17 protein-coding genes and 1 pseudogene are annotated in these 13,813 nt (G+C 61.9%); 5 read left to right on the top strand and 13 right to left on the bottom strand.

Annotation, left to right across the window (positions count from 1 at the left end):
* Positions 1–101 precede the first annotated feature (101 nt).
* Together ACQKPS_RS02055 and ACQKPS_RS02060 are read right to left on the bottom strand one after the other, a co-directional pair.
* Positions 102–836 carry a methyl-accepting chemotaxis protein gene (locus ACQKPS_RS02055; protein WP_409519851.1) on the bottom strand — a complete coding sequence of 245 codons (735 nt, stop codon included), beginning with the start codon at positions 834–836 and terminating at the stop codon, positions 102–104.
* Positions 837–974: 138 nt separating this feature from the next.
* Positions 975–1,775, bottom strand: a pseudogene (locus tag ACQKPS_RS02060) (cache domain-containing protein); the annotation flags it as partial.
* Between the two features lie 259 nt (positions 1,776–2,034).
* On the opposite strand from ACQKPS_RS02060, the gene ACQKPS_RS02065 reads away from it, so the two are divergent.
* Both ACQKPS_RS02065 and ACQKPS_RS02070 read left to right on the top strand, forming a co-directional pair.
* Positions 2,035–2,865, top strand: coding sequence for an undecaprenyl-diphosphate phosphatase (locus ACQKPS_RS02065; RefSeq protein ID WP_254480004.1), 831 nt, complete (start codon positions 2,035–2,037; stop codon positions 2,863–2,865).
* 1 nt (position 2,866) lies between these two features.
* A complete protein-coding gene (locus tag ACQKPS_RS02070; protein ID WP_427602390.1) occupies positions 2,867–3,295 on the top strand; it encodes a DUF1294 domain-containing protein in 429 nt (142 codons plus the stop codon).
* Here the strand turns inward: ACQKPS_RS02070 and ACQKPS_RS02075 are convergent, their stop codons facing one another.
* Positions 3,296–3,655: an MmcQ/YjbR family DNA-binding protein gene (locus tag ACQKPS_RS02075; protein ID WP_313201181.1), complete on the bottom strand. Its 360-nt coding sequence runs from the start codon at positions 3,653–3,655 to the stop codon at positions 3,296–3,298.
* Positions 3,648–4,550, bottom strand: a complete 903-nt coding sequence (locus ACQKPS_RS02080) for a LysR substrate-binding domain-containing protein (protein WP_427602392.1) — start codon at positions 4,548–4,550, stop codon at positions 3,648–3,650. Before ACQKPS_RS02080 ends, ACQKPS_RS02075 begins: the two co-directional genes overlap by 8 nt.
* Before the next feature lie 133 nt (positions 4,551–4,683).
* Here ACQKPS_RS02080 and ACQKPS_RS02085 point away from each other — a divergent pair, with 133 nt between their 5' ends.
* Together ACQKPS_RS02085 and ACQKPS_RS02090 are read left to right on the top strand one after the other, a co-directional pair.
* Positions 4,684–5,295, top strand: coding sequence for an FMN-dependent NADH-azoreductase (locus ACQKPS_RS02085; RefSeq protein WP_254480000.1), 612 nt, complete (start codon positions 4,684–4,686; stop codon positions 5,293–5,295).
* Between the two features lie 133 nt (positions 5,296–5,428).
* Entirely contained in the window at positions 5,429–6,463 is a 1,035-nt protein-coding gene (locus tag ACQKPS_RS02090) for an alpha/beta hydrolase family protein (protein ID WP_427602394.1), read from the top strand.
* Here ACQKPS_RS02090 and ACQKPS_RS02095 read toward each other — a convergent pair.
* From ACQKPS_RS02095 to ACQKPS_RS02135, 9 genes are all read right to left on the bottom strand, one after another.
* Entirely contained in the window at positions 6,434–7,627 is a 1,194-nt protein-coding gene (locus tag ACQKPS_RS02095; RefSeq protein ID WP_254479998.1) for an MFS transporter, read from the bottom strand. The genes ACQKPS_RS02090 and ACQKPS_RS02095 overlap by 30 nt on opposite strands.
* Positions 7,628–7,814: 187 nt before the next feature.
* Positions 7,815–9,401 (bottom strand): ABC-F family ATPase, encoded by a 1,587-nt coding sequence (locus tag ACQKPS_RS02100; RefSeq protein ID WP_254479997.1) that lies wholly within the window; start codon positions 9,399–9,401, stop codon positions 7,815–7,817.
* A 32-nt stretch (positions 9,402–9,433) separates the two neighbouring features.
* Complete coding sequence (locus tag ACQKPS_RS02105; RefSeq protein ID WP_427602884.1) at positions 9,434–10,588, bottom strand: tyrosine-type recombinase/integrase; 1,155 nt, start codon at positions 10,586–10,588, stop codon at positions 9,434–9,436.
* On the bottom strand, positions 10,489–10,863 hold the full coding sequence (locus ACQKPS_RS02110; RefSeq protein WP_349306174.1) for a hypothetical protein: 375 nt from the start codon (positions 10,861–10,863) through the stop codon (positions 10,489–10,491). The genes ACQKPS_RS02105 and ACQKPS_RS02110 overlap by 100 nt, the downstream gene beginning before the upstream one ends.
* A gap of 37 nt (positions 10,864–10,900) precedes the next feature.
* Positions 10,901–11,398: a hypothetical protein gene (locus ACQKPS_RS02115; RefSeq protein WP_427602396.1), complete on the bottom strand. Its 498-nt coding sequence runs from the start codon at positions 11,396–11,398 to the stop codon at positions 10,901–10,903.
* A 51-nt stretch (positions 11,399–11,449) separates the two neighbouring features.
* Positions 11,450–11,641 (bottom strand): hypothetical protein, encoded by a 192-nt coding sequence (locus ACQKPS_RS02120; RefSeq protein WP_028698342.1) that lies wholly within the window; start codon positions 11,639–11,641, stop codon positions 11,450–11,452.
* Between the two features lie 46 nt (positions 11,642–11,687).
* Positions 11,688–11,927: a hypothetical protein gene (locus ACQKPS_RS02125; RefSeq protein ID WP_427602398.1), complete on the bottom strand. Its 240-nt coding sequence runs from the start codon at positions 11,925–11,927 to the stop codon at positions 11,688–11,690.
* A complete protein-coding gene (locus tag ACQKPS_RS02130) occupies positions 11,920–12,342 on the bottom strand; it encodes a DUF2591 domain-containing protein (RefSeq protein ID WP_427602400.1) in 423 nt (140 codons plus the stop codon). The genes ACQKPS_RS02125 and ACQKPS_RS02130 overlap by 8 nt, the downstream gene beginning before the upstream one ends.
* Complete coding sequence (locus ACQKPS_RS02135) at positions 12,339–12,674, bottom strand: hypothetical protein (protein WP_427602402.1); 336 nt, start codon at positions 12,672–12,674, stop codon at positions 12,339–12,341. The genes ACQKPS_RS02130 and ACQKPS_RS02135 overlap by 4 nt, the downstream gene beginning before the upstream one ends.
* A 600-nt stretch (positions 12,675–13,274) precedes the next feature.
* On the opposite strand from ACQKPS_RS02135, the gene ACQKPS_RS02140 reads away from it, so the two are divergent.
* Positions 13,275–13,574 carry a hypothetical protein gene (locus tag ACQKPS_RS02140; RefSeq protein WP_427602403.1) on the top strand — a complete coding sequence of 100 codons (300 nt, stop codon included), beginning with the start codon at positions 13,275–13,277 and terminating at the stop codon, positions 13,572–13,574.
* The last annotated feature ends 239 nt before the right edge of the window (positions 13,575–13,813 follow it).

A 13,813-nucleotide genomic window follows, 5' to 3' on the forward strand; every position in this document is an offset into this window, starting at 1 on the left:
TCCCTGGTTGGCAAAGGGCGCCGATTGTAGCGTGTGCAGGGCAGCAGGTGTAGCGCGCAACCCGCAGCGGCCCGCTCGGCGGGCCGAGGGTCACGCCTGGTTCAGACGCGGAACTGGCGCAAGAGTTGTTCAAGTTCCTCGCTCAGCTGCCCAAGGGCCATGCCGGCGTCGCTGGACTGGCGCGCGGCGTCGGCGGTCTGCTGCGACAAGCCGGCGGTGTCCAGCACATTGCGGTTGATTTCCTCGACCACATGCGACTGCTGCAAGGTGGCACTGGCGATCGACGCGTTGAGTGCAGTGAGGTTATGCAGCGCCTGGCTGATGGCAACGAGGCTGGTACCGGCCTCGCGGGCCTGGTGCACGGTCTGGCGCGAGGCCTCGCTGCTGGTATCGATGGCTTTGACCGCGGCATCGGATTGGCCTTGCAAATGCTCGATCATGGTGTGGATCTCGGCCGTCGACTGCGCGGTGCGTTGTGCCAGCAGGCGTACCTCGTCGGCAACCACGGCAAAGCCGCGGCCCTGTTCGCCAGCGCGAGCGGCTTCGATGGCCGCATTGAGGGCCAGCAGGTTGGTCTGTTCGGCGATGGCGCGGATCACTTCCAGCACCCCGCCAATCTTGGTGCTGTGCCCGGCCAGCTCACGGATCACCTGCACGGCCTGATCGATGGTCGTCGAAAGGCGGTCGATCTGTTGCAGGCTGCCGTCAATGGCCTGCTGGCCGTGTTCCACCTGCTGCTGCGCGGCGCGCATCTCAGCGGCGGCCTGTTCGGCGGTCTTGGCCACGTCCTGCACGGCATAGGTGACTTCGTTCACCGCCGTCGCCACCTGGTCCATCTGTAGGGACTGCTGGGCGCTGTGCTGCTGAGCAGCGCCAGCGTTGTCGCCCACGTGCCCGGCCGACTGCGCCAGGGCGTGAGCGGCACCCTGAAGCTGGCCGATCACCCCTTGCAGTTTGCCGTTGAACTGGTTGAAGTGCCGGCCCAGGTGGGTGATCTCGTCGTGGCCGTGGGTGTCCAGGCGGCGGGTCAGGTCGCTTTCGCCGCTGGCGATGTTGCCCATCGCCTGCACCGCTTCCTGCAGGGGGCGGGCAATGCTGCGGGCAATCAGCATGACCACCAGGGCCATCAGCACGGCGATGGCCAGGCCGACCAGTGAGGCATCACGCAACTGGCGGGCGAATTCGGCTTGCACATCGTCGACGTAGACGCCAGAACCGATGATCCAGCCCCAAGGCTCGAACAGCTGGATATAGGAGGTCTTGGCCACCGGCTCGCTGGCACCCGGCTTGGGCCAGCGATAGTCGACCGGGCCGGCACCCTGGCTGCGGGCGAGGGCCACCATCTCGTTGAACACTGCGAAGCCGTCCGGGTCGCGAATGGCGGAGAGGTCCTGGCCGTCAAGCTTGGGGTTGGCCGGATGCATGATCATCTTCGGCCCCAGGTCGTTGATCCAGAAGTAGTCGTTCTGGTCGTAGCGCAGCGCCCGCACCACTTGCAGGGCCTGCTGCTGGGCCGCTGCACGGCTGAGTGTGCCGGTGGCCTCGAGGCCTTGGTAGTAGGCCAGCACGCCAGCGGCGGTCTGCACCACGTGGCGGGTCTTTTCCGCCTTGGCCTGGTACAGGTCGCCATGGATCTGGCGCAGCATCAGCAGGCCGAGCATCACCAGCATGCCCACCGCAACCACCAGAATCAGCCATAACCGACGGCTGATCGACATCGACCGCAATGCCTTCATCGAATCCTCTCCTGCATTGTTCTTCTTATTCAGGTGCATCCAAGCATGCTTTGCAGACGGCAGGCACTCGACTAATGGCTAAGTGCTAGTTGTTGGCTACTCTGCCTCAGGCCGAATGCGTGTTTGCTTTGCCGCTTTGATAGGATCTCGGCCGGGCAAGATGAAACCTTTAGCCAAGGTGAACTTTTCCACTGGCATAGGTCCCAGAAGTCGCTGTAAAAAGGCGCGCCGCGTGCGGCAATCAAAAGCAAATCAAGAATAAGAGGCCTGCAAGCAGCAGTGCTTCATCGGGGGAATGATGGATTTTTGGACTGCCTTCCAGGCAATCATCTTAGGTGTGGTCGAGGGGCTCACGGAGTTCCTGCCGATTTCCAGTACCGGTCACCAGATCATCGTCGCCGACCTGATCGGGTTTGGTGGCGAACGGGCCATGGCGTTCAACATCATTATCCAGTTGGCGGCGATCCTCGCGGTCGTGTGGGAGTTTCGCAGCAAGATCCTCGACGTGGTGTTCGGCCTGGCCAGCCAACCGAAGGCGCGGCGCTTTACCGGTAACCTGCTGCTGGCGTTCCTGCCGGCAGTGGTATTGGGTGTACTGTTCGCCGACCTGATCCATCAATATCTGTTCAACCCGATCACCGTGGCGACGGCGCTGGTGATCGGTGGCGTGATCATGCTGTGGGCTGAGCGCCGCCAGCACAGCGTAGCGGTCGACCATGTCGACGACATGCGCTGGTCCCACGCCTTGAAGATTGGCCTCGTGCAGTGCCTGGCGATGATCCCGGGTACCTCGCGCTCGGGTTCCACCATCATCGGCGGCCTGTTGTTTGGCCTGTCGCGCAAGGCAGCCACCGAATTCTCGTTCTTCCTGGCAATGCCGACCATGGTCGGCGCAGCGGTGTATTCGGGCTACAAGTACCGCCACCTGTTCGAACCCAGTGACCTGCCGGTTTTCGCCATCGGTTTTGTGACCTCGTTCATCTTCGCCATGATTGCTGTGCGGGCGTTGCTGAAGTTCATCGCCAACCACAGCTATGCGGCTTTTGCCTGGTATCGCATCGTCTTTGGCCTGCTGATCCTGGCGACCTGGCAGTTCGGCTGGGTCGACTGGGCGACGGCGCACAGCTGACATGGCGCGGGTTCAGTTCACAACGTCACGTGGCGCCGGACGCACGCAGGGCGTGCGCAATGCCCGCGCCAAGCTGTTGCTGCTGGCCGTGCTGTGTCTGCTGCCAGGGCTTGGCGCAGCGAACATGGCCTGGAACGGGCAGAGTTGGGCGCCACTGGCGGTGTACCCGCTGGTCAGCCTGATCAGCCTGCTGCTGTACTGGCAGGATAAACGCCAAGCCCAGGGCGACGCCTGGCGCACACCTGAAAAGGTACTGCATGCCAGCGAGTTGCTGGGGGGCTGGCCCGGCGCACTGGTGGCGCAGCAGCTGTTTCGGCACAAGACGCGCAAGCTGTCCTACCAGCTGGTGTTCTGGGGCATCGTGCTGCTGCACCAAGTGTTCTGGCTCGATTACCTGTTTCTGGGCAGCCGTTTTCTGCCGTTCAACTAATCAGCTCAGCAGGCCTGCCTGCAGCCGTTTTGGCAGCCGCCGCACCACCAGTTGGTGCGAGCGCTGCAGCAGGTCGCACAATTCTTCACGGGCCATGGGGTAGGGTGGCGCCATGCTGATCCACTTGGCCCGTGCCAGATAGGGCGCGGGCCGCACCCCAGGCCGGTCGCAATAGCCCAGGAACAGCTCATCGGCCACCTTGAACGATAACCCGGCGCCAGCCAGGTCGAGCACCGCGAACATCTTGTTGCCGGCCACGGAGAACACCCGCACGCCGCCCCATTTGTAGTCTTCCCGCGCACCCGGCAGGCTAAGGCAGAACGCCGCCACCTGCTCTTCGCTCATCTTCTGCCTAGACATAACGCTCCCCACACGCCTCGAACGACACCGCCAAGTGGTCTATCCAGGCCCGCACGGCCGGTAACAAGCCACGCCGATGAGGGTAGACCGCCTGCAGGTAGCCGCCAGGCAATGACCAGTCCGGCAGTAGCCTCACCAACTCGCCACGTTCCAGTTCCTCTTCGCAGAACATGCTGGGCAGGGCGGTAAAGCCCAGCCCGGCGCGCACGGCAGCATTACGCACGACAAAATCGTCAATCGCCAGGCGTGGCTCCAGGGCGATTTCCTGTTGCCGGCCATTGGGCCCGAACAAGCGAAAGTGCACCAACCGATCGGCTTCGGCGGCTCCCAGCACGGGCAATGTGGCCAGTTCGGCGGGCTCGCGCAGGTACTCGGCAAAGCCAGGCGCTGCCACCAGTTGCATTTGCGCCTGGCGCAGCCGGCGAGTGACCAGGGCCGGGTCTTCGTCGCCCAGGTCGCGTACGCGCAGGGCTACGTCGATGCCTTCGGAAATCAGGTCGACCCGGCGGTTGAGCAGGACCATGTCCAGCTGCACCTGCGGATACTGCTCAAGAAAACGGCTGATGATGTCCGGGAGAAAGGCATGTGCCAATGCCACCGGGCACGACACACGCAGCCGCCCGCGCGGCTCGCTGCTCATGCTCGCCACCACCTCGTCGGCGGCCTCGGCCTCCAGCAGCATGGCCTGGCAGTGATGCAGGTAGCGTTCACCCACGGCAGTGAGTTTGAGCTGGCGCGTGGTGCGTTGCAGCAAGCGGGTGCCGAGGCGTTCCTCGAGTTCGGCAATACGCCGCGACAGGCGCGATTTGGGGATGCCCAGCTGGCGACCGGCGGCAGCAAAACCGCCGGCTTCGACCACCTGGGCAAAATAGAAGAGGTCATTGAGGTCTTGCATGGTACCGGCTCACTGTTCTACCTGTGGGACAAACTAACGCATTTTTAGCGACTTTTCAGCTATTGGTCGTCCCGGTAGGATTCTTCCCATCGTGATCGCCCTCCGCTGCGGTCTTCACTCACAGGAGAGTCCCATGAAACTGTTGCATATCGATTCGAGCATCCTGGGCGACAATTCCGCCTCTCGCCAACTGAGCCGCGACGTTGTCGAAGCCTGGAAAGCTGCAGATCCAAGCATCGAAGTGGTCTACCGTGACCTGGCCGCCGACGCCATCGCCCACTTCTCATCCGCCACCCTGATGGCCGCCGGTACCCCGGAAGAAGCCCGTGACGCCGCCCAGGCCTTCGAAGCCAAGCTGAGCGCCGAAACCCTGGAAGAATTCCTGGCTGCCGACGCCGTGGTGATTGGCGCGCCGATGTACAACTTCAGTGTGCCGACCCAGCTCAAGGCCTGGATCGACCGTGTGGCCGTGGCGGGCAAGACCTTCCGCTACACCGAAGCCGGCCCGGAAGGCCTGTGCGGCAACAAGAAAGTGGTGCTGGTCTCTACCGCCGGTGGCCTGCACGCTGGCCAGCCGACCGGCGTTGGCCATGAAGATTTCCTCAAGGTGTTCCTCGGCTTCATCGGCATCACCGACCTGGAAGTCGTCCGCGCCCACGGCCTGGCCTATGGCCCGGAGCACCGTACCCAGGCCATCGACGCCGCCCAGGCGCAGATTGCCAACGAGCTGTTCGCCGCAGCCTGATCCTCTGGCGGCAGACGAGCCGGCTGGCGTTTCATGCGCCAGTCGGCTTTTTTTCATCCAGTTTTCATGTGCCGGTGCCCATGCCGGTTCTATGCTGACGCTATCCTGGTGCCTGCTGCGCGATAGCTCACCCATGAACACTCCCCGCTGTTTGCTGGCATTGCTGCTCGGTGGCCTGTTGAGCCAAGCCGAGGCCTCGCCTTGGGTTGCCGGTTTGCATCACATGACCCTGGATGACCCGGTCGATGCCCGGCCAATGCAGGCCTTGGCGTTCTATCCATCCCTGGGTACGCCGCGCAATATCCGCATCGACGGCTACCCCATCGATGTTGCTGAAGAGGCCCCGGTCGCCCTTGGGCAGTTTCCGTTGCTGGTGCTGTCCCACGGCAACACTGGCAGCCCGCTGGCGCTGCATTACCTGGCTACGTCCCTGGCTCGCCAGGGCTTCGTCGTGGTGGCGGTCGTACACCCGGGCGACAACGCCCGCGACCACAGCCGCCTCGGCACGCTGAGCAATCTCTATGGTCGGCCCCTGCAGGTCAGCGAGGCCATCACGTCGGCCCGTGAAGACGCGTTGCTTGGCCCTTACCTGAATGATGGCAAGGTCGGTGTGATCGGCTATTCGGCTGGCGGTGAAACCGCGTTGATCTTGTCCGGCGCCCAGCCCGACCTGGATCGCCTGCGCCGCTATTGCCTGGAGCGCCCCGGTGATGCCGATGCCTGCAAGACCCACGGTGTGCTGATTGCCGACCGCAGCGAGCTGGCGCCCAAGGCTGACCCCCGGGTAGGTGCGGTGATGCTGATGGCACCCCTGAGCCTGCTGTTTGGCCGCCATGCCCTGGCTGCTGTGAAAGTGCCTGCGCTGATCTACAGCGGCGACAGCGACCAGTTGGTGGCGGTGGACCGCAATGCCGAAGAACTGGCGCGCAAGCTACCGATCACCCCGGATTACCGTTTGCTGGAGGGGGCCGGGCATTTCGTGTTCATGGCCCGCTGCGACGAGGAGCAGCGGGCGCGTATGCCGGCGCTGTGCAAGGACGCCGAGGGTGTCGACCGGCGCCACATCCATCATTCGCTGCAGCGCGACACGGCCGCGTTCTTCACCCAGGCCCTGGGCGCACCGGAGCCGGCCGAGCGCTCAGCCGCGGCGGCTGCGCCGCGCCAGTAGCAGTGTCAGGCCGACACCGGCCAAAGCCAGCAGGGCTGCGACGCAGAAGATCGAGGCATACCCCAGGTGCACGGCCACCGCGCCCATCAACGGGCCGGCGATGGCCAGTGCCATGTCGAAGAACACGGCATAGGCCCCCAGCCCGGCGCCCCGGCTGCTGCTCGGCACCTGCTTGATGGCTTCGACGCCCAGTGCCGGATACACCAGCGACAGGCCGAAGCCGGTCAGACCGGCGCCGACCATTGCCCAGGGCGGCGAGGGGGCCAGCCACAGCAGGCTCAGGCCGATCACTTCGGTGGCCATGCAGGCCATGGCCACGTTGAAGCCGCCAAAGCGGTTGACCGCATTGACGAACAACAGCCGAGAAATAATGAAGCACACGCCGAAGGCGCTCAGGCACCAGGCGGCGCCAACCCAGCCGCGTTCCAGGTAATACAGGGTGACGAAGGTGGTCAGTGTGCCGTAGCCGATCGACGCCAGGGTCAGCCCCAGGCCGCAGGGCGCGACACGGCCGAAGGCCGACCAGAAGGGTAGCCGCTCACCGCGCGTCACCACCACGTCGGGGCGTTTGCGCAGCACCAGCAAGGCCAGCAGCGCCAGTATCAGCAGGGCAGGGCCAAGCAGGCTGAAACCCAGGCCCGCGACTGCCAGCACACCCATCGGCGCGCCGATGGCGATTGCCCCGTACGAGGCGATGCCATTCCACGAGATCACCCGCGCCGTGTGTTCCGGGCCGACGTGGCTGATACCCCAGCTCAAGGTAGCGACACCGATCAGCCCTTGGGCCAGCCCTAGCAGCACCCGGCCACCGAGCAGCAGGGCCAGGCTCAGCAGCGGCACCTGCAACGACCAGGCCGAAAGCAGCGTCAGCACCCCGCAACCGGCGATGCCAAGCAAGCCATAGCCAATGGCTTTCTTACCCCCCAGGCTATCGGCGACGCGCCCGGCAAAAGGGCGGCTGAGCAGAGTCGATAGGTACTGCAGGCCGATGGTCACTCCGGCAACCACCGCGCCGAAGCCCAGCTGGTCGTGCACATAGCCGGGCAGCACCGCGATTGGCAGGCCGATGCAGAGGAAGGCAATGAAGGTATAGAAGACGATCGACAGGATCTGCAGGGTAATGCTGAGGGTACTGCTGGCAGGGGCGGGCTGTTGCGCTGTCATGGGCACGTTCGCGGGCGGGCGGTTGGGCGTGCCCTGATGATGAACGGTAGGCGAAAGAAATGAAAGCAGGCTAACGAATTATTCGTCGGGAGTGTCATCTTGTGGGATAGGCGGTGGGTTCTTCGCGGGCGTGCCCGCGAAGAGGCCGGCCCGGCCCCCGCAAGGTGACCAGGCCAGCTCAGCTATTTCAGACCACGACACCCTGGCTGCGCAGGTAGTCGTCATAAGTCCCGCTGAAGTCCACGACACCATCAGGGCTCAGCTCGATGATACGGGTCGCCAGCGACGACACGAACTCGCGGTCATGGCTGACGAACAGCAGGGTGCCCGGGTAGTTTTCCAGCGCCAGGTTCAGCGCTTCGATCGATTCCATGTCCAGGTGGTTGGTCGGTTCGTCCATCACCAGCACGTTCGGCTTCTGCAGGATCAGCTTGCCGAACAGCATGCGGCCTTGCTCACCACCTGAAATCACCTTCACCGACTTGAGGATCTCGTCGTTGGAGAACAGCATGCGCCCCAGGGTGCCGCGGATCACCTGCTCGCCGCTGGTCCACTGGCCCATCCAGTCGAACAGGGTCATGTCCTCTTCGAAATCGTGGGCATGATCCTGGGCGTAATAGCCCACTTCAGCGCTGTCGGTCCACTTAACCGAACCTGCATCCGGGGTCATCTCGCCGACCAGGGTGCGCAGCAGGGTGGTCTTGCCGATACCGTTGGGGCCAATGATCGCCACGCGCTCGCCTGCTTCAACGGTGATGTCGAAGTTCTTGAACAGCACCTTGTCATCGAAGGCTTTGGCCATCTTCTCGACGACCACCGCCTGGCGGTGCAATTTCTTGTTCTGTTCAAAACGAATGAACGGGCTGACACGGCTCGAAGGCTTGACCTCGGCCAGCTGGATCTTGTCGATCTGCTTGGCACGCGAAGTCGCCTGCTTGGCCTTGGAGGCGTTTGCCGAGAAGCGGCTGACGAAGGTCTGCAGTTCGGCGATCTGGGCTTTCTTCTTGGCGTTGTCGGCAAGCAACTGCTCGCGCGACTGGGTCGCGGCGGTCATGTACTCGTCGTAGTTGCCCGGGAACAGGCGCAGCTCACCGTAGTCCAGGTCGGCCATGTGCGTGCACACACTGTTGAGGAAGTGCCGGTCGTGGGAAATGATGATCATGGTGCTGTTACGCGCCGTGAGGATGTTTTCCAGCCAGCGGATGGTGTTGATATCCAGGTGGTTGGTCGGTTCGTCGAGCAGCAGCACGTCCGGGTCCGAGAACAGTGCCTGGGCCAGCAGTACCCGCAGCTTCCAGCCAGGTGCCACTTCGCTCATCGGGCCAAAGTGCTGTTCCAGCGGAATACCCAGGCCGAGCAGCAGTTCACCGGCGCGGGATTCGGCGGTGTAGCCGTCCATTTCGGCGAATTCGGTTTCCAGCTCGGCGACGGCCATGCCGTCCTCTTCGGTCATTTCCGGCAGCGAGTAGATACGGTCGCGCTCGGCCTTGACCTTCCACAGCTGGCCGTGGCCCATGATCACGGTGTCGATCACGGTGAATTCTTCGTAGGCGAACTGGTCCTGGCGCAGTTTACCCAGGCGGGTGTTCGGCTCAAGCATGACCTGGCCAGCGGATGGCTCCAGGTCGCCGCCGAGGATCTTCATGAAGGTCGACTTGCCGCAACCGTTGGCGCCAATCAGGCCATAGCGGTTGCCGTTGTTGAATTTGACCGAAACGTTTTCGAACAGCGGCTTGGAGCCGAACTGCATGGTGATGTTGGCGGTAGAGATCAAGTGCTTGTCCTGCGGGGGTTCCAGAGGTGTATTTAGGCCCTCTCGTCAGTTTTGGGCCAATTTTGGGCCAATTCGACTCGGGGCGGCAGCTTCTCCAGCTCCCTCCAATCCGAGGAGGAGCTGATCCATTTCGCGTAGGTAGAAAGCAACATCTCGACGCTGTGGCCTAGCTGGTTCGCGATGAACGCAGGGTTCATCCCAGACATGAGGCACATGGTTGCGTAGGTGTGGCGGGTGTCGTACTGACGGCGTTCACGGATGTCCAGCGCCTTGAGCGCCGATTTGAAGTGGCGGATTGTAACACTTGGCTCGTTGATCCACAGCCCACCTTTGCTCGGTTGGAACACAAAAGGGCTCACTGGATGGGCCGATTTCGACGCCATGCGTCGAAGAGTCGCCATCCGCTGGGCCTGGGTGATGGCGTTTAGAGCGCGTTCGTTGAGCAGCACCACCCGGTGATGCTTAGTCTTCGTGCGCTCTTCGGGGGCTCGGTTGACGATGATCCGGCGAATCGTTGCCGATCGCTGATCCAGGTCGACATCCTCCCACTTCAGGCCCATGGCTTCGCCAGGCCTGACCCCAGTGAAGAAGCAGAACTCGAAGAACGCCGCGTAGATTTGGGAGTACTTGGGAAGCGTTGCATAGAGGTGCGAGATGATTGTCTCGGCCTCCGTCCTGGTATAGGGGTCGACGACCTTCTTCACCGGCCTCGGCTTGTCGAGCGAGGCGGTTGGATTCTTGGTAATCAATCCGTCGAACACAGCAGTCTTGAATACGCTCGACAGCTTGATGATCGCATTGCGCTTCACCCCGGCGGATGTCCATTGGATCTGGGAAATCACCCCGCGCAGCATGGTTGGGGTGATCATATCTAGCCGGCGCAAGCCGAGGTATGGCATCCAGTAGATGTTGAAGATGCTCTTGTAGTTGTTCCGGGTGCCCTGAACGATGTCCCGGCTGTCCAGCCACATCTGGGTGTAGGCGCCCAGGCTGGGCATAGCGTCTGCGGCTTGCCGCGCTGCCTCCGAGCCCGGGAAGAGCTCGGCGTACTTTTCATCATCGAGTAGGTTGTGCCGGATCAGGTTGACTACTTGATCACGTAAACGGCTGGCAGCTTTGATCCCCTGCGCTGTCGGGGGATGTGCGACGGTTTCCCCGCGACGCTCACCGTTCCAAGTGAAACGGATTCGGAGCGAGTCTCCTCGGATTTCAATTCCAGGGGGCAGACCCATAGGCTTTCGAGCCATTCCTCATATCTCCATCTGCTGTACATGATGTTGCGACCGTTTTTGTTCCAGACGCCCTCGGGGATTTTTCCGCGCTGTCGCCTGGTTTGAAGGGCGCGCAGCGTGATGCCCAACAGGTCGGCCATCTTCTCTTCCGTTACCTTGTCCATTTCCTGGACAACGGCTTGTTCCTGCCCGGCGTGTTCATCGCCTGGCTTTTTCCTTTTTGAATGCATCAGAGTCTCCAGGCCGCCAGTGGCGGCAGGTTGGTGGTCAGGCGGGGATTTTCGTAAGCACCGCATCAGCAACCTTGATAGCGGCTTGGGCATCGTCGACGTAGGCAGGCGTGAAGCCTCCGGCGTAGTGGATTACGCGTTGGCAGGAATCCAGCTCCTTGCGCACCAGGCGCAGCGCCTGCACCAGTTCTTCCTGCAGTGCGCCCTCGGCGCGCCCGATATCCCAGAATTCCAGGCCCCAGTGATCGGCAGGCGGCGGGTTATTGTTCTGTTTGCCCATGGCAAGGGCGCCGATGATGACTTCGCAGAGCGAGCGCTTATAGACGTTTTCACCGTCGAGGCTGAGGCCTCCGCGCCGGCGCAACGTGTTCACGACCTCATCGACGTCGAGGCCGCTGTCCTTCAGAACGATATCCAGCTCTGGCTCGCCTGCCGTGTAGATAACCAGCGCCAATTTGGCGCCTGGCTGCAGGTTCTCACTGATCATCACCAGTGCATCGTTGGCGACCTGGTGGAATCGGTTGGTTGCGGACATAGGTCATCCTCGCCCGCGCATGTCGGCGGGCTTGAGTAGTAGGGGGAAGGGTTAGGCTTCTGGCTCGAAGCAGCGTTTGTAGCGCGCGCGGTAATCGTCGCGCTCCAGGTTGTCGAGCAGCTCTTGCTCGCGGCCGTCGGCCCACATCTGCTGATGGCGCTTGTTGCATGTGAAGCCGGTGTCCGACTCGCTTTCACCGTCAACCCACTCCAGCCATTTGCAGGTGTTGCAGTTCTTGCTCATCGAGGCCCCCTGTAGATCAGGTAGGCCATGTACATCAGGGGCAGGATCATGGCTGGGCCTCCATTGCCAGGTCGATAGCCTGGCGGTTCTGCTCTTGACTTGGTTGAAAGTCGTCAGGGCCTTCGAGGTGAAGGCACGCGTACTTCGCGTCTGGCCAGACACCTTCCTGCACGTAGAGTTCGTAGAAGAAGGTGCCCCGACCGTTGGTACCCATCCCTTCCAAAACGACCTGCCGACCTCGCGCCAAGATGAAGTCCAGGCGCTGTGTGTCGTTGAAGTCAGCCATGGATCAGCTCCTTCGGTACCTGGACGGTATCGCCGAGCTTGGCCTGCGCTATCGCTCGGCATGAGGCTGTCAGCGCGCTGGGTCCGTCGCCGCTCGGAAACACTTCCTGGCCGGTGGCCTTGCAGACGTAGGCGCACCAGTACTCTCCGGTTGGGCTTCGGCTGAAGCCCGCGCCATCGAAACTTGTCTGAACGTGGTGCTTGTCGATCAGCGGACCACCAAGCGCCCAGTCCTCCCAAGGGTTGAAGCGCTTGGTGTATTCGGTGGCGCTGGCCTGGTACCGGGCAAACACACGCCAGGGGTCCCCGTACTGCGGCGGTGCGAGGAACACGTCCAGGCCTTCAGCCCTGCCAACTGCCCAGCCCAGCGCCTCGCCGGCCAGGTCTGCCGTCTTCACTTCGATCAAGTCGGTCATGGCATCTTCTCCCCGCGCTGAGCAGCAACGCTGACGATGGCTGTACGCGCCGCCTTCCGGCGATCACCCTGGCCATACTCGCTGTTCACCCAGATCATGGTGTCATCAGCCCAGACGGCCTCATCCTCACCAGATCCTTCGACGTTGATCTGCATGCCCAGGCCAATTGCCAGCTTGAATGCATCGCCGTCGTTGATGCTTGGGTTCCAATGAGCCCGAGTGCCCGACTGCCCCTTGATGCGCAGCGGCCATTTCGGATCGCTGCATGTGCAGGGCTCAACTTCAAGTCCGGCGGCCTTGGCGGCCAGCAGTAGTTCTTCGATCTCGGTCACAGCTCATACCTCTCATCAATCCAGCGCCCAGGCGCCAGTGCGGGTGTAGGTTCGGGTTGGGTTTCGCGGGGAGAGCTGGCGCTCGTTGCTGTATGGAAATGTTTGAGACATAGCTTTGCCTCGCCGCCATTCGGCGGATTAGTTAATATCGGAGGAAATAAGTGTGACCAGGGGAGGTCCACCGGGCAGAAGTCTTGGAAGGCTCAAATCCTTGCTGTGCAAAATGGATAAAGACCATGCCGGATATAGAAAAAAGATATCGCGCTTACACATTGCTGAGAGAGCTGGACTCGCTCACTTCAAACACTATGAATCAGGTAGCGTACGGCCGCTTGGGAGGGCCAGAATGGCAAGCTGCATGCGATGCGCACCGCGCTGCATTCAGCGCCTGGATTGAATTTGCCGATTCGCTTACAGCCGAAGCGAGAAAAAGGGGGCAATCTTCTTGATCCTATAAAACCTATACAGAATTCCAAGATTGTATAAGTTTAAAGCCAGCTGTCGCTTCGCTAGTTTTTCTGACCTACGTCACTTGAACTTTATTGTTTGTGATTTATTTTGGCCCTGTAATGGATGAAAAAAAGATTGGAGGAGGGTCACATGCGAGTTCGTGGAAATGTGTTCTGGGATTGGGCCGATTCAACGCTTCACCACCGTACCCATGACGAAACACTGGACGACGGAACGCATATTGATGTGCAGGTGAGGCTTTCATCCACAGGGCAAACACAAATGTTTATCGGCGTTTACGCACCTGAAGGCGCGGCCTTACACGAGGAGGCGTTCGATTCACGTCCTGGCGAGTCGATGACTCGTGCGATGGCTTGGGGTGTAGGGCGGGCGCGGAAAATCGCCGTTGAGGGCGTGTCTGCAGCGAGACCGACGGTGGCATCCGGGTGAGTTGTTACAAGGGTCGGCCCGAAGCGACGGGCCAACCCGCCCCGTCACCTGACAGGTCCCTCGTACACTGGGATAGGGCCTCGGTAGAACTTGGGATCGTAATGGCGCCCAGGCTGCGTGGCAAAAAACCTGCCGCCTTGCTTCCCGTCTCGGCGTTGGGCGAGGTACGCCACTGGCTCCTTCGACGGTGTTTCTTCTAGCGCTTTCAGTATTCGTACCGCTGCTGCGCTTCCTTCCGG

It is taken from the genome of Pseudomonas sp. NPDC086566 (assembly GCF_050280885.1).
Lineage (GTDB): Bacteria > Pseudomonadota > Gammaproteobacteria > Pseudomonadales > Pseudomonadaceae > Aquipseudomonas > Aquipseudomonas vlassakiae.